Source organism: Bacteroides mucinivorans (genome assembly GCF_034654355.2).
In the GTDB taxonomy this organism is placed as follows: Bacteria; Bacteroidota; Bacteroidia; order Bacteroidales; family Bacteroidaceae; genus Bacteroides; species Bacteroides nordii.
The window spans coordinates 5,662,870-5,680,461 of record NZ_CP178179.1; the positions used below are offsets into that span (position 1 = coordinate 5,662,870).

At 40.4% G+C, this 17,592-nt stretch carries 7 protein-coding genes and 1 pseudogene; 5 read left to right on the plus strand and 3 right to left on the minus strand.

What is annotated here, in order from left to right; all coding sequences use genetic code 11:
• Positions 1 to 64 precede the first annotated feature (64 nt).
• The 4 genes and pseudogenes from VCM39_RS21340 to VCM39_RS21355 all read left to right on the plus strand — a co-directional run bounded on the left by VCM39_RS21340 (position 65) and on the right by VCM39_RS21355 (position 8,576).
• Positions 65 to 2,572, plus strand: a complete 2,508-nt coding sequence (locus VCM39_RS21340) for a glycoside hydrolase family 3 N-terminal domain-containing protein (protein WP_289294150.1) — start codon at positions 65 to 67, stop codon at positions 2,570 to 2,572.
• Positions 2,573 to 2,588: 16 nt separating this feature from the next.
• Positions 2,589 to 5,597, plus strand: coding sequence for a chondroitinase family polysaccharide lyase (locus VCM39_RS21345; protein WP_322933381.1), 3,009 nt, complete (start codon positions 2,589 to 2,591; stop codon positions 5,595 to 5,597).
• Positions 5,598 to 5,653: 56 nt separating this feature from the next.
• Positions 5,654 to 5,830: pseudogene (locus VCM39_RS21350) on the plus strand (glycosyl hydrolase family 43); the annotation flags it as partial.
• 97 nt (positions 5,831 to 5,927) lie between these two features.
• Positions 5,928 to 8,576 (plus strand): glycoside hydrolase family 2 TIM barrel-domain containing protein, encoded by a 2,649-nt coding sequence (locus tag VCM39_RS21355; protein WP_322933383.1) that lies wholly within the window; start codon positions 5,928 to 5,930, stop codon positions 8,574 to 8,576.
• A gap of 127 nt (positions 8,577 to 8,703) precedes the next feature.
• Here VCM39_RS21355 and VCM39_RS21360 read toward each other — a convergent pair whose 3' ends face one another.
• The 3 genes from VCM39_RS21360 to VCM39_RS21370 form a co-directional block, all read right to left on the minus strand.
• Positions 8,704 to 9,717: a sugar-binding protein gene (locus VCM39_RS21360; protein ID WP_221648510.1), complete on the minus strand. Its 1,014-nt coding sequence runs from the start codon at positions 9,715 to 9,717 to the stop codon at positions 8,704 to 8,706.
• A gap of 81 nt (positions 9,718 to 9,798) precedes the next feature.
• On the minus strand, positions 9,799 to 11,670 hold the full coding sequence (locus VCM39_RS21365) for a RagB/SusD family nutrient uptake outer membrane protein (RefSeq protein ID WP_221648509.1): 1,872 nt from the start codon (positions 11,668 to 11,670) through the stop codon (positions 9,799 to 9,801).
• A gap of 52 nt (positions 11,671 to 11,722) precedes the next feature.
• The gene (locus VCM39_RS21370; RefSeq protein ID WP_221648508.1) at positions 11,723 to 14,956 is read right to left on the minus strand and encodes a SusC/RagA family TonB-linked outer membrane protein; all 3,234 of its coding nucleotides are present in this window, start codon (positions 14,954 to 14,956) and stop codon (positions 11,723 to 11,725) included.
• A 389-nt stretch (positions 14,957 to 15,345) separates the two neighbouring features.
• Here VCM39_RS21370 and VCM39_RS21375 point away from each other — a divergent pair, with 389 nt between their 5' ends.
• Positions 15,346 to 17,535, plus strand: coding sequence for a glycoside hydrolase family 97 protein (locus VCM39_RS21375; protein WP_289291171.1), 2,190 nt, complete (start codon positions 15,346 to 15,348; stop codon positions 17,533 to 17,535).
• Positions 17,536 to 17,592: the final 57 nt, after the last annotated feature.

A 17,592-nucleotide genomic window follows, 5' to 3' on the forward strand; every position in this document is an offset into this window, starting at 1 on the left:
TCTGATTACTTTTATATGTAGATGTGTAGGTATATAGTGATTATTAATGTACAAAATATATAGTATGATGAAACTTAAATTAGTAATGCTGTCTTCACTCTTGTTGACGGCAGTTTGGGTGGAGGCTCAATCAACAAAGTTGTATCCTCCTAAAAAACAAATGTATCATAAAGGTTGGATCGATTTTAATAAAAATGGAAAACTCGATGTTTATGAAGATCCGAAACAACCGATCGAGAATCGTATCAAGGACCTGTTGAAACAGATGACTTTGGAAGAGAAGACTTGCCAATTGGCTACTTATTATGGGCATCGCAAATGCCTGAAAGACAGTCTGCCTACGGCCGAATGGAAAAATATGATATTCAAAGACGGAATATGCAATATCGATGAGCATATTTCTCTCAAGCCGATGATCAAGGAAAATTCTTCTCCGTACAATATGGCAAATGCCATCCGCGAAACACAGCGCTTTTTCGTTGAGTACACCCGCTTAGGCATACCTGTGGATTTTACAAATGAAGGCATTCGTGGTCTAGCTGCCCGGCATGCCACCAGTTTCCCGTCTATGAATGCGTTAGGATGTACTTGGAATAAAAAGATAGCTTATTTACAAGGGGCTATTCAGGGTAAAGAAGCACGCGCACTGGGATATACCAATGTATATGCTCCCATTCTGGATGTGGTTCGCGATCAGCGTTGGGGACGTTTTGAAGGAACGATTGGTGAGGACCCTTATCTGGTGGCACGTATGGGAGTGGAAATGGCGAAAGGAATCCAGGACCAGCGCGTGGTGTCAACTCCCAAACATTTTGTCGGTTATGGCGATTGTAAGGCTGCCAGACAGTATTTCACGCGTACAGATCCGCACATTACTCCTTCAGAGATGTATTATATCCACGAATATCCCTTCCGTAAAGTATTTCAGGAAGCCGGTGCTCTCGGTGTGATGTGCGCTCTGAATGACTATGATGGTGATCCGATAGCCGGAAGTTATGAATTCCTGACCCGAAAATTACGGGGTGAAATGGGATTTAAAGGATATGTAGTTTCCGATAGCTATGCCATTGAACGTATGACTGTCTTCCACAATGTATGTGAAGACTTGGAAGAATCTACTTTACGAGCCTTGCAGGCCGGACTGAATGTCCGTACCCGTTTTGATAGTCCGGATGTATACATCAATCACATTCGCACTTTAGTAAAAGAGGGGCGATTGTCGGTCGAAAAGCTGGATGAGCTGGTTTCTCAGGTGCTATATGTTAAGTTCTGGATCGGATTGTTCGATCAACCATATACCGGTGATGCCGTACAAGCACAGGCTTTGCTGAAATGTGATGATCACATGGAGACTGCTTTGCAGGCATCACGCGAATGTATGGTATTGCTAAAGAATGACAATAATACATTGCCGTTATCTTCCGATATTAAGAAGATAGCTTTAATCGGGCCTAATGCCAATACTTGCAATTACGTACCGACACACTACGGTCCGATGGATTTTCATTTTGTAAGTGTTTATGACGGTTTGAAAAATATTTGTGATAAAAAAAACATTGAAGTTAATTATACGTTAGGTATTGGTTTGGTAAATGAAGGTTGGCCTGAGAGCGAATTGTTTCCGCAGCCCTTATCCAAAGAAGAGAAAGAAAGCATTGCCGAAGCTGTCGAATTGGCAAAACAAAGCGATGTGGCCGTACTTGTATTGGGTGACGGGACAGCAACTTCCGGTGAAAGCCGTACACGTACCAGCCTCGATTTACCCGGTCATCAGGAACAATTGCTCGAGGCGGTTATTGAAACCGGAAAACCTGTAGTAGTGGTTTTGATATGGGGTCGTCCGGCTACCATTAATTATGCCGACAGGTATGCATCGGCCATTCTGGCCGCACCTTATCCCGGTGCACAAGGCGGACAGGCTATTGCGGAAACCTTGATGGGAGAGTATAATCCCGGAGGGAAATTGAATAGTACTTGGCCCCGATCGATAGGGCAATTACCTATGAATGTTCCATGCAAGCCGGGAGCTAATGACGAGCCTCCATTAAGCTACCCGAATGCCTGTGTTTGCGGATTACTTTATTGCTTTGGGTATGGTTTGTCGTACACGACTTTTGAATATGATGCTTTGGCTATCGATAGTATACAATCCAAGACGGGTAATGTAAATATTTCCTGTCGCATTACCAATACTGGAAAAGTGGCGGGAGACGAAGTGGTACAACTCTACCTGAATGATGTGATAAGCTCCACTACTACTTATGAAAAGAACCTCCGTGGCTTTGAACGTGTGCATCTATTACCGGGCGAGTCTAAAGTGGTTCGTTTCAGTATTGTACCGGACGATTTGAAACTCATTAATCTTCAAAACCAGAAAGTGGTGGAATCGGGAGAATTCAAAGTGATGATTGGTGCCTCTATTGAAGATATCCGATTGGAAGACAGTTTTTTTGTTACCAACGGTGCAAAGACTTATAAGAAAAAAGAGAAAGTGGTAGCTAAAGACACGTACCATAAGTTGATGATGCGCGACCCCGATAAAGAAGGTAAGAATCAGTATAAGAATCAGTAATTATATATCTATACACATGAAAAAAAATAGTTTTTTGTTAATATTGTACCTGCTTATGTCTACGGCAGTGCCGGCACAATTTATTAAACATGAGAGGTTGCTGTCATTTGAAGATCAGGGAGTACCTGTTTTTGTTACGGCCTCTGATTCCGAAGTGTCTATTTCCAGCGATCATTATAAAGATGGGGAAAGCTCTTTACTATGGAAATTTCAGCCCAACGGAGTGCTTTCAATAAAAAAAGAGCTTGGCTTTGAACCGAAAGATCCGACGGGCGTCGATAAGTTCTTGTCAACTTTTATGGTTTGGATATACGGAAAAGAAACAGTGAATGGACAATTGCGTTTCGTTTTCCTGAAAAACGGTAAAGAATGTTGTTCTTTCCCGTATAAGCTCGGTTTCAACGGATGGCGTACGGGCTGGGTTATTTACGAAAGAGATATGGAAGGAGAGCCTGAAGAAGGAATGAATGAAATACGAATTACGGCCCCCGGTGTTGCCGGTGAACTATACATCGATCATCTCCTGACAGCAGCTAAAATAGATCATCGTTGCCCTACTGCCGATCTCCAAGTGCCATTTATCAATAAAAACTCCAACAGTTCGTGGGGATCATTTGCAAAACGTGCTACGTTAGTTCCTGATATACCAGTTGAAACCGTAATCAGCGACGTTCAAAAGAAGCATATGAAAGTAATTGAAGAACGTTTTCTCGGACTCATTTGCCCTTCGAGTGAAGTTACTCCGCATGTAATGAAAACTTTAAGAGATACTTACTCTTTGTATAATATTACCTATAAAAACGGTTCTGTCATCGGTCGTCCCATCTATTACGGGGCTGCCGTAAGCAATGCTTTCAGACGCATTTTACCTGATTGGAACAACTTGGCAGCCCTTAATATGGATGCTGTAGGTTATTTTAACCTGATGAATCGGATTGCTGTAGCTTATAACAATACATTGATTCCAATGGAAAAAGAAGAATTGAAACAGATGTTTCTTGCTATGTATGATCATCTGACCGACCAAGGATGGGACTATGGAAGTTGTCTGGGTACCCTTACGCTTCATGGATATAGTTTCCGTAACTTCTTTACAGCCTATTTCCTAATGAAAAGTGTCTTACATGAAACAGGAAGACAGAAAGCGGCAGGAAGAACCATGCAGTGGTACTCGATGTGTAACGAAACGTTTCACATGCCTAAAAGCCAGGGTGAGAATGCCGACATTTTCAACACGTTGAGTGTAGGCCGGCTTGCCGGGATATTGATTATGGAGGATACGCCTGAGAAAGTGCAATATCTGAAATGCTTCTCCCGTTGGGTTAATAATGGTTGTCTTCCATCTCAGGGACTGACCGAAGTATTCAAAGAAGATGGTTCCGCTTATCATCATTGTAATAATTATCCGGCTTATGGAATCGGAGCCTTGGGAGGAGTCACCAATATGATTTATATATTGCATGGTACTCCGTTTGCAGTATCCCCCGAGGCACATCAGATTGTGAAAAATGTATTACTTACGATGCGTTTTTACTGTAATAAGCGTCATTTGCCTTTATCTATGTCCGGACGTCATCCCAGTGGAAAGGAAGCACTGTCTCCCATCCATTATGCCACTATGGCACGTGCCGGTTCACCCGATGGAACCGATGAGATTGATCGTGAAATGGCGGCAGCTTATTTACGTCTTATTAAAGGGGATTTAAAAAACAATCATCAGGAAAAAGTGTTGAAAGATAAAGGATACTATGCCGAAACCGATCCTGAAGGAAATAAAGCAATGGGATACGCTTGTGTATCCATACAACGTCGTAATAACTGGTCGGCAGTAGCCCGCGGTCATTCGCGTTATCTATGGGCTGCCGAACACTATCGTGGTGCAAACCTTTTCGGACGTTATCTGGCACACGGCAGTCTGCAAATCATGACTGCTCCTCAGGGAGAAGAGGTATCGTCTACCAGCGGCGGATGGCAGGAAGAAGGTTTTGACTGGGGACGTATCCCAGGAACTACAGCCATTCATCTCCCGGTAGATCAGCTGGAAGCCAACATTCTTAATGTAGACGTGTTTTCGGGATATGAAGAAATGCTATATTCGGATGAAGCGTTTGCAGGAGGTATCTCACAGGAACACCGGAACGGAGCATTCGGTATGAAGCTTCATGAACATGATAAATACAATGGCTCACACCGCGCCCGTAAATCTTTTCATTTCTTTGACGGAGTGATTGTATGCCTTGGCTCGGATATTGAAAATACAAACAATGAATATCCTACAGAAACAACCATCTTCCAGCTTGCAGTAAAAAATGAGGCCGAACACAATTTCTGGAAAAATTACCAAGGAAATGGAAAGTACTGGATAGATCACATCGGAACAGGTTATTATGTTCCTGTCGTTGCCAAGTTCGAAAAAAACTTTCCGCAATACTCACGTAAGCAAAATACCGGAGAGAAAACCGAAGGAGACTGGGTATCACTAACTGTCGATCATGGCAAAGCACCCAAAGGAGGCTCCTATGAATATGCGATTCTTCCCCAGACAACCCAGACAGAGATAAGCAGTTTCGCTAAAAAGCCATCTTATAAGATACTTCAAAAAGATCGTAATGCACATATCGTACGCGATCTGAAGAGTAATACTACCTCGTACATTTTATTTGAGACTCCGGATATGTTGCCGAAAGGTCTCATACAAAAGGTAGATACCTCCTGTCTCATCATGTTACGCGAGCATAAGCAGGAAACGGTACTTACCGTATGCCAACCCGACCTGGCACTCTATCGGGGGCCTTCCGATGATATATACGATGAGCAGGGAAAACGCATCGAACGCAGTATTTACTCCCGTCCCTGGATAGGAAATCCAAGCCAATCGATCCCCGTCCGTATCGAACTAAAAGGCAAATGGGAAATCAATGAAACTCCCGGGTGTAAAACAGTCTCATCAGATACTAAAAAAACAGTATTAGAGTTTACCTGCACAGATGCAGCAAGCCTGGAAGTTAAACTTCATAAGAAATAAAACGAAGGAGATTAAGTATGAAAAACGGCCTTCTATTTATTGTGTATCTTTTGTTGTCCAAAACACTGGAATGGGAGGATGGTACGGTAACTACCCAAGGGCAACTGGAACGCCCCTTCATTTTGTTTGAGGATGGCAAACCGGCTTATATATTCTTCGCAACGATGGATGGTCCCGGAGGATTTGAAAATGCAACACGGTCATGGAATATGGTAATTCCGATTATGAAGTAAAAGTCATTTTTACCAAAGCCGCAATTTTTCAAACTGATCTTAGAAAAGTAAAACTCTACTACTCAAAAGAACATTAAATCATTTATAAAATAATAGTATGAAAAGAAAAGCATTATTGGTTCTTTTTCTCATAATAATATGCTACACCGCATACTCTCAGGAGAGATTCTCTGCTGCCGGTTTCTATTCCACAAACAACTCTGAACGTAATATTCTTGACTTCAATTCAGGCTGGAGATTTCACCGGGGGGCTCAATCTGGCGCTTTTTCACAGAGTTTCAATGACCAAACATGGGAAATTGTTAACCTTCCTCATACAGTAGAACTTATGCCATCCGAAGCCAGTGGTTCACGTAATTATCAAGGCCCTGCGTGGTATCGCAAACATTTTACTATCGATACAAAATATCAGGGTAAACGTCTTTCTCTTTATTTCGAAGCCATCATGGGGAAAAGCAGCTTCTATGTAAACGGACAAAAAGTAAAAGAACATTTTGGTGGTTTTCTTCCTGTCACAATAGATTTGACCAAGGCGGGTGTAAAAGCGGGTGATGACGTAGTAATAGCTGTATGTGCAGATAATAGTGACGATCCATCTTTCCCTCCCGGACGTAAACAATACACAATGGACTTCTCTGTTTTTGGAGGAATCTATCGTGATTGTTACTTCATCAGTACCAATGACGTTCATATCACCGATGCAAATGCTGCCGGGCAAACAGCAAGCGGAGGTATATTTGTTAGTTATGAAGACATATCCGATCAAAAGGCAAAAATCAATGTTAAAACCCACATTGCCAATGAAGGAAATACAGGGAAAAAAGTAGGGATCGAAACCATTCTCATTGACGCTAATGGAAAGAAAGTCGCTTCAGGCAAGAAAAACCTGCAACTGGCAGCAGGAGCTTCCGGAAGTATAGAACAACAATTATCAGTTAAAACTCCCGCCCTCTGGCATCCGGATACCCCCCATTTATATCAACTCAAAACTGTGGTATATTGCGACGGCAAAGTATGCGACGAAACGATTTCGCGTATTGGTATCCGATCTATCGAGTTTCGTGGTGCCGACGGGTTATATATCAATGGAAAGCCGTTTGAAGATAAGCTGATGGGGGTAAATCGTCATCAGGATTATGCCTATATCGGCAATGCCGTACCCAACAATCTGCAATGGCTGGATGTGAAAAAGCTACGTGATGCCGGATGCCGCATCATACGCTCGGCACACTATCCGCAAGATCCCGCTTTTATGGATGCTTGCGATGAACTGGGTATGTTCATTATCGTAGCAACTCCAGGATGGCAATACTGGAACCCCGATCCTATCTTTGAAGAAAGAATTATTTCTGATATACGCAACATGGTACGCCGTGACCGTAATCATCCTTCTGTTATCATGTGGGAGCCTGTTCTGAACGAAACAGCTTTTCCTGAATCATTTGCTCTGAATGCTTATAATGCTACACATGAAGAGTATCCGTATCCAGGATGCTATGCAAGCATTGACGATAAGAGTAAAGGAGCCTATAAATACGATGTCATCTATACTGCTCCCAAAAATGAAGATTACTATCAGAAATTAGGCAAATCATGTTTCACACGCGAGTTCGGCGACTGTGTAGACGATTGGAACTCACACAATTCTTACAGTCGTGTAGCCCGTGAATGGGGAGAAGAGCCTCAAATACGCCAGGCGCAACATTATGCACGCAAAAAATATGGTGGTTCATTGACCATCGATCAATTCTACAAAGCTCCTAAAGGACACATTGGTGGAGCTTTATGGCATTCTTTCGACCACCAGCGCGGTTATCACCCCGATCCATTCTGGGGAGGTATCATGGATGCCTTCCGTCAACCCAAATATTCTTATTACATGTGGATGAGTCAACGTGATCCGGCTGTTAAATTAACCCAGGCAGATAGTGGTCCAATGGTCTATATTGCCAACGCCATGACTCCGTTTTCACCGGAAGACATAGTAGTTTATTCCAACTGTGACAGCGTACGTATCACTATTAATGGAAAAACAAGCCTGACACAAGTACCTGAAATTGAAGAGAAAGGGATTCGCCACCCTCCCATCACATTCAAGAATGCATACAGTTTTGTAGATGTACGCGCACTACACCGAGCAGACAAAGCAGAAGAATGTAGTATTGTAGCCGAAGGGTTCATAGGAGGAAAGGTGGTAGCCACAGCCAAAAATATGCCATCCAAACGAAATGAAAAGATAGTGCTGACTATTGATTCCGGGCTCCCACCTCAGGCTAATGGTTCGGACATCGTTACAGTCATCGCTTCTATTACTGACAAAGATGGCTATGTAAAGCGCCTTTCACAAGAAACAGTCATTTTTGAAGTAGAAGGTGAAGGTGAATTGGTAGGTGGTCGTGACATTGAAGCCAACCCAAAAGTTAGCCGCTGGGGAACAGCACCAGCCTTGATACGTACTACCAATAAGGCCGGGAAAGTTAAAGTTACTGCACGCCTGTTACACCCCGGTATTCAGATTCATCCGATAGCTACCGTTGAATTCACTACTATTCCGACAGATCGTCCTGCTATCTATAAGGAGTTACGTGTACCAGCAAAAACTGAACAGTTTAATACAGGAACGGTAGAAGAAATAGATATGAACGAAATAGAACGTCTCGCTAAAGAAGAGCAAGATCGTATCAATGAAATGAAGCAGGTGGAACAGCAACAACGCCATTTCGAAAGTACAGAAAAAAAACAATAAATTCCTCCTATCAAAATCAATTAACTTACACACAAAAGGGGATGTGCCTATTTTGACACATCCCCTAATTTATTTATTTGCGAAATATCCCGAGAAACAATTTACCTGTAAAAAAACAATCAACCTATTATTTTATTATCTTAATGCTTGTACGACCAGCTACGTTCACAATGTAAACGCCTGATTGTAAATCAGACAAATCGACTGCTTGGGTATACGTCAAAGATTTTACAGTTTTCCCAGCGATATCGCAGATGTCCACCTTTAAGTTATCAGCATTTTGAAGAGATAATACTCCGTTAACGAATGTATAATTTACATTTGATATTTCAGTTTGCGCAATGGATGTTGCTCCTCCAAGCGGTCCCATGAAAAGCATTTCTCCCAACTCGGCATTCCATCTCCAAGCATTATGATCTTCTCCTGACCAACCCAGAATTACAACACGAGTGTTGCTATCGTAGTCTGTACAATTAGCAGCATTGATATCAAACAAGATTTTTTTGCCCACTTCAAGATTTCCCTCGTATCCTTCCGGAATTACTTCACTCCATGGTACAATTCCTTCAATATTATATCCCTCAGCAGTCCTTACAGTTTTATATTCATAACCTGTAAGCTTATTATTTACAATTCTACCTCCGGCATAACCTCCACCGGTTGCGCGGTTATCTTCACTGCCAACTGACATACGTAACTGTGAATGGCCACGTCCACGTGCGTCTATTGAAGAATGATACTCATCCCTTCCTTCCGGATCGGGAAAGAAAAACAGTTCGATATTATCCACACCTGTATCCGATTTTTTAAGTGCTTCATCATAAGGTATATATGTATCATCCTTTACCTTAATGAAAAAATAAATGTAACGCTTGTCATATACAGCCTTGAAAGATGCTTCATATCCCCATATATTGGGAACAGGCTCTACACCCCAATCATGTGTTACGACATCAATAGCATTTTCGGTAACTTCGGCTGCCGACCAACAACTCTCATTGGCAACTCCATCAATTTCAATAAACTCATCCGTCGAATAAATATTCATCGTTTTAATGTGCTCATAATAATCCTGAGCGAACAAATTACCAGCTGTCAACATTGAAACAGCAAACGCCAAAATAGTAAACTTTTTTCTCATAATAATTTATTTTTAATTAGTATAAATTCCTCCGAGGGTTTATCCCCCGGAGAGAGGATTGATTGTTCATTTCAAATTTTGTTAGTACCCCGAATTTTGTAATAGTACATTCATTCCTACAAGCTGCCTTTCGGTAAGTGGAATCGGTAAGCGATGATGTTTGTTAGGTTCAAATCCCCTACTTGCAAATAATTCTTCGGCTTTGTTCCAACGCAAGTAGTCGAACCACAAATGAGTCTCAAGACATAATTCTTTCTCACGTTCCTTTATTATGGCATCCATAAAATCACCACTATCTTCCGAAGAAGGATAATCGACAGATACAGTCACAGCTAAAGATGCATCATCAAACGGATACCCCCACGCTCTTCTTCTTACTTTATTCAAATATTTCTTAGCATTAGTCATATCAGCCGTTTTATAACATGCCTCAGCATATTGCAAATACAGATCGGCAAGACGGAAAATACGTTGATTGATTGAATTATGCCCTTCAAAGCCCGGCAACCCTTCTGTTGCCCAATTCTCTATCGCATTATAAGGAATGTATTTTTTAAATCCATAATAACTGTTAGGATAAGGTTTTATATTGGTCCCGGCCCAATTCGTCGATATAGAGTCTCTTCCTGGAACATAGAAGGAAGCGTACATACGGGGATCTGCGGCACGTGATTCATTCAGGAAGGTCTGAATGTATTTACTGTTTACTGTACCCCAACCCGGTTCTGTCTTAACATTCAAGCGATATCCATTGGCCCTTAATACTGTATTTATATCATTTCCTAAAGCATCCCAGTCACCTGTATAAAGGTTGAAAAACTCTTCCTCAGAGAAAACCTGTACTCCTATCGCGGTTCCATATATTTTCATCAATTCCCGTAGAACAATATTAGTTTCACTATTGGAAGGTAATGAAACATATTTGTCATACACTTCCTGGGTAATCTCATAACCTGTATTGTATTTATTCACCCAATCCATTGCTACATTTACAATTCCAAAACCACCACCGACACCATCGGGGCCTAAACGTCTCCATAAATAAGAACCGGCCTTGGTATCGTCATTTACAGTCTGGAACTGTATCTCAAAAATAGATTCAGAATTATTCTCATGATTGAAATCGAAATTCCACGCATATTCCTTAGTTAATTGATATTCTCCACCGGTCTGATTTCCGCACTCCATTGCTTTAACAAACCACTCTTTCGCTTTCCCATAATCTTCGAGATACATATACACTTGTCCCAGATATCCTGCGGCTGCACCTTTTGTTACCGCTCCTAATTTAGTGGTTTGCCACGAAGTTGGTAAGCGGTTATATGCCGTCTCAAAATTGGTAATTATTTCATTCCAGCACTCACCTAAAGTATTACGTGGTATCATTAACTGATCTCTCGAAACAATCAATGTATCGACTATAGGCACTCCTAAGCCGTTGGGATCATACTGCGGATGCGATGGTAATTTATCCCCGAACGAACGGGTTAAAGACATATAAGCAAAACCACGAAGGAAATTACATTCTCCGATCATCTTGTCCAATTCCTGATTTTCAGTTTGAGTCAACGAACCGCTATTCCTCAATGAATATATTTTTGTACATACGTCGTTAGATCTGGAAATGATAGAATAAAGATTTTTCCAATAGCAGTAAATCGCACTGGAACCATCGAAATATCCAAAGTTTACCATTGGTTTTACATCTTCCAGAGTTGCCCTGAATTCAAGCTCGCCGGTTGCAAAACAGGTATAATAATATATCCCATAAAAATACAACCATTCGCCGTACAATCCATTATAGGCTCCATTAAGAGCCGTCTGGGCATTTTCAACACTGTTTATAAGATCATCGGACGGGATACCTCCATAGTTCTCGACATCCACAAAGTCTTCACATGATGTAAAACATCCGAAAACGACGATGCACAGTATCAATTTTATATATTTCATAATATGTTTATTGTTTTTCTGATTATAAAATAGTTTTCATCATTTCCTGCATTTAAAAATCTATCTGCAGACCGAATAAGAATGTTTTATACTGCGGATAATTACCGGTATCTATACCAAATGCAGTATTCTGTGAAGCCGAAAATTCTGGATCAAAACCTTCATATTTGGTAAATGTCAGTAAATTCTGTGCAGAAGCGTAAATGCGAAGTTTAGATATAGCACACTTACTCAGCCATTGCTGTGGAAATGTAAACCCTATGTGAATGTTCTTCATCCTCAGATATGATCCATCCTCAATATACCATGTCGAAACGGAACTTTTATTATTATTCGGGTCGCTGGTAGAACTTCTGAAGTTTTCATTCGTACTTCCAGGACCTGTCCATCTGTCCAGTGCATGAGTGGTCGTATTATAATCATTATACAATGAATGGGTTACCTGACGGAAGTTATTGAAAATATCATTGCCCTGAACCCCTTGAAACAGCACATTGAAATCAAACCATTTGTAGTTCAGATCGATATGGAACCCATAGGTAAAATCCGGCCATGGATCACCAACATGTACAATATCGTCGGAGGTTATATGCCCGTCATTGTTTACATCCCTGAATATCAAGTCTCCAGGACCTGTTCCCGTCTGTTGGTAATAACTGTACCCATTTTCCTGCGCTTTTTTGTTGTATTCATCTACTTCTTCCTGCGTTTGGAATACCCCTATTGCATCGTATGCAAAAAATGAACCGATAGGAAGTCCTACTTGTGTGACAGATACATTCTGACTACCCAAAACCTTCCGATCTGAATATAATACTGCGTTGCTTCCATCTGTGTTCTTTACCTTATTGCGTACATAGCCCAGGTTGGCACCAACGGAGTAACTGAGTTCCTTACCTATTCTATTGCGATAACTAACTTCCACATCAAAACCTGTATTCCTTATTTTTCCAACATTAAAAGTATAGAACACGTCTTGTAGATTAGTTCCCAGTCCTGCCATTGCAGGCAACGAACTCTTGAACAATGCATTTGAAGTATTTTTGATATACCAATCGAATGTAAACTGCAAGGAATTATTAAACGCTCCTACATCGAGTCCAAGGTTGATTGTAGAGATTTCTTCCCACTTAATTTTATGATTGGGTAACTTATCAAGACGAAGTCCGGTCACAGATGTCTGATTACCATCGGCATCTGTACTTCCCAATGCATAGTTGGCATTCGGGGTGATATAGTTGGCTGTATAGAGAAACTGCTGTATGCCACCCATATTTCCTAAAAGTCCCCAGGATGCTCTGAGCTTAAGATCAGACAACCACGAAAATGACTGGTTATCTTTTATAAAATTCTCATTGCTGATCCGCCACGCTCCCGAAAAGGAAGGGAAGTTTCCCCAGCGATTTTCGGGTCCAAAACGATCATAACCATCACGTCTGATCATCGCCATGAATATATATTTATCCATTAAGCTATAGTTTACACGTCCGAAATACGACAGATAAGCACCATTCGAATAAGTATCGCTTGCCTGTCGGTTTACTGCATCTGCCAAAGATGCACGGTAAATATCGCCGATCATATTTTTAGCACTGACATTAACTCCAGTAGAATAAGATTTTTCGCATTCCATACCAGCCATCAAAGCAAGAGAATGTATGTCATTGAAGGTCTTATTATAATTTGCAACGAGATTTCCCCCCAATGAATATCCCCTTGAAACGGCCTGATACATAGACGAATATAATTTACTCTCGGCGGCATATTGATATTGTCCGGCTTCCTGGCGGCTATCGGCTGTAAAAAAGCCACCGAACATAGTTGCTGTTATAGTTAAATCTTTTATCGGTTGCAACCTTAAATAGATATTTCCGTTTACTTTGAAGTCCTTTGCTCTGTTATCTGCAGTTTCTTCATATGCCAGCAGGTTACGTCCGTCGTATGCGGCAAGCATATTTTCGATACTTGTCTCTTTTCCCGATATGGGATCTATGATAGGGCTCCCGTCCACATTGGTCTTTGGGAAATACCCATACCCTCCCGGCTGATTGGTACTGTCATAGGGCATCATGAAAGGTACGGTACGCATGTAACTAACAAGGTAGTTTGAATTTGAATTTTGTTTTTTATTGACGTGGAGGATTTGCATATTTTCGCCAAATGTAGCCCATTTATTCAATTTTATTTCAGAATTAAGGCGGAACGAATAGCGTCTGAAACGTGTATCCAAATATGTCCCTCCTTCATCATATAAGTTAAATGAAGCGTAATAGTTATATTCATCTGTTCCTTTGCTGAAAGAAAGGTCATAGTTCTGAGTTAATCCCGTATCGAAAATAATATCTTTCCAGTTATAATCGACATTGGTCAGATCATAATCCAATGCGTAAGCCATGATGTTCTTACCGCCACTACTGCTATATTGGCTCGGAAAAGCCAGCATTTCAGCTTCTGTCATTTTCCCCTGTCCGCGGAAGTCTTCCAGTCTTAATTCCTTTAATTGTCTTGTACTAAGCACATCAGGCATTTTGGTAGGAGTATTAAACCCAACATAGGAATTAAAACTTATTTTGGACTCTCCTTTCTTACCCCGTTTCGTTGTCACAAGAATTACTCCATTTGCAGCCTGTGCTCCATAAATAGCAGCAGCAGAACCATCTCTAAGTATTTCTACTGATTCGGCGTCATTCATATTGAATTCTGCTCCCGGATTTTGAGGCACTCCATCAATTATCCAGAGCGGCCCCGAACTATTAAAAGAGCCAACACCACGAAGTCGGATATCGGCCGTTGCACCAGGTTCTCCACTCGATTTTGTAACAAGCATACCTGGAACTTTTCCTTGCAGAGCTGACTCAATACCAGCGCTGGCCGTATTTTCCATGTCTTTTACCTTAACTGAAGAAATGGCTCCAGTTATATCACTTTTTTTCACCTTTCCGTAGCCTATCACAACAAAATCATCCAGCATCTGCGTTTCTTCAACCATCGTAATATTAATGACTGTCTGATTGCCTACAACAACAGATTGTGATTTAAAGCCAACATAACTGAACGTTAGTTCAGCCGTCGAAGTAACCCGGATTGAATAATTACCATCCAAGTCAGTAATTGAACCTACGGATGAACTCATGTTTGCATCATTTGCCTTGATAGAAACTCCTATCAACGGCTCTCCACTATCACTTTTTACATTTCCTTTTATGGTCTTTATTTGAGCAAATAAAAAAACCGGAAGAAATAGAAAAAGAAACAAAAGAATCTTTTTAGATAAGTTGTTTTCCATGTATATCTCTAATTAGTTTTAATGATTGATATTAGAATCAAAAAATTCTATGGAACAAAAGTATCCTGTTTTTTTTTCTTGTAGAACGATAAACTATGAAAAAATCCCAAACAAAACACGACTAAAATAGAGATAAAGCAATCATAAAGAAGATAAACCACTAGCATTCAGAAAATTACATATTTTCATATCACAGAAATAAACTTAAAGGCAATAAGTTATAATTGAAAAAAATTGTATTTTTGCAATGGTGATCTTAACATCATTATATCGTGAATGAAAGCAACCGGAGGAAATCACCGACACTACAATCCTCGTGCTATTTTAAATATCCAAAGGAAAATTTTATATCAACCATATTTTAATTTAATAACAGATACTAAAAGAACATGAAAAAGTTATTTTTTCTATTGAGTTGTTGTCTAATGGCAGGAACTATCCATTCGCTCGAATTACAATCACCTGATGGTAATTTGAAAATGCAATTCCAGATTTTAAAGAATGGAATTCCCGCTTATTCATTATCCTATAAAGGAAAAGAGGTAATAAATCCCAGTAAACTCGGATTGGTTTTGCAAGGAGGGGATGATGTTGGATTTGGAACTGAAATAATAAAAAGTTCCGACCCTAAAACATCTTTGTATGATGGTTTCTCATTATTAGAAACCAAAGAGGATAGTTTTGATGAAACATGGCAACCTGTTTGGGGAGAAAACAAATACATCCGTAATCACTATAACGAACTATCGGTATTATTAAAGCAGGCCCAGACGGATAGAAATCTCTTGATACGCTTTCGCCTGTTCGACGATGGCCTGGGATTCAGATATGAATTTCCAAACCAGAAAAGCCTCATTTATTTCGTGATAAAAGAGGAGTTAACGGAATTTGCCATGACTGGCGACCATACTGCTTATTGGATTCCGGGAGATTATGATACTCAAGAATACGATTATACTGTATCGAAACTTTCGGAAGTCAGAAAGTTAATGCCAGGTGCCAGGACCGGTAATGTTTCTGAAACTGAATTTTCTCCAACCGGGGTCCAGACTTCGTTACAACTAAAAACAGCCGATGGTATTTATATAAATTTGCATGAAGCTGCTCTTATAAATTATGGATGTATGCATCTTGATCTGGATGACAAAAATTTCATTTTCCGCTCATGGATAAATCCCGATGCCAATGGATCAAAAGGAAACATGCAAGCACCCTGTAATACACCTTGGCGAACAATCATTGTAAGCGATGACGCCCGTGATATTTTAGCATCAAATATCACATTAAATTTAAATGAGCCCTGTAAGATAGAGGATACTTCGTGGATAAAACCAATGAAATATGTAGGTGTCTGGTGGGAAATGATTACGGGGATGAAAGACTGGTCTTATACAAACGAATTGACAAGTGTACATCTTGGAATAGATGACTTTACAAAAGTAAAACCCCATGGAAGGCATGGTGCTACAACTGAGAACGTGAAACGACATATTGATTTTGCAGCAAAACATGGCTTTGACGGAGTATTGGTTGAAGGTTGGAATATCGGATGGGAAGACTGGTTTGGTTTTACGAAAGATTATGTATTCGATTTTTTAACTCCATATCCCGATTTCGATATTGAAGAAATTTATCAGTATGCAAAAAGCAAAGGTGTGAAAATGATTATGCACCATGAAACATCTTCTTCCATCCGTAACTACGAACGGCATCTGGAAAAAGCTTATCAGCTGATGAATAAATATGAATATCCTGCCGTAAAAAGCGGATATGTAGGAGATATTATTCCCAGAGGAGAATACCATTATAGCCAATGGATGAATAACCATTATCAGTATGCAATTGAAAAAGCAGCAGAATATAAAATTATGGTAAACGCACATGAGGCAGTCAGGCCAACCGGAATCTGCCGTACATGGCCAAACCTTATAGGAAATGAAGCGACAAGAGGAACAGAATATCAGGCATACGGAGGAAACAAAGCCAGTCACACTTCCATATTACCTTTTACTCGTGTTATCGGAGGGCCTATTGATTTCACTCCCGGTGTTTTTGAGATGGACATGACTAAGTTAAATCCAAAGAACCCTTCTCATTGTAATTCAACTTTAGCAAACCAACTGGCTCTTTATGTTACAATGAGTAGTCCTCTGCAAATGGCATGCGATTTACCAGAAAATTATGATCGCTTTCCTGATGCTTTTCAGTTTATCAAAGACGTAGCGTTGGATTGGGATGAAAGTATCTATCTGGAAGCCGAACCGAACGAATATATTACAGTAGCACGTAAAGCTAAGAATACAGACAATTGGTTTGTCGGTAATACTGCTGGAAATAATAAATTTACATCAAATATAACCTTTGATTTTCTTGATTCCGACAAGGTATATGTGGCCACAATCTATGCGGACGGTAAAGATGCAGATTACAAAACCAATCCCCAGGCATATACTATTAGAAAAGTTCTTGTAACAAATAAGTCTAAATTGACACAGGTATCAGTAGCAGGAGGAGGCTATGCGATCAGCATCGTTCCGGTAACAGACAAATCCCAATTGAAAGGATTAAGAAAATTATAAGAGTTATTTTTAATCAAATAGTGAAAGGTGCCCTGATCGGCACCTTTTTTTAGTTTG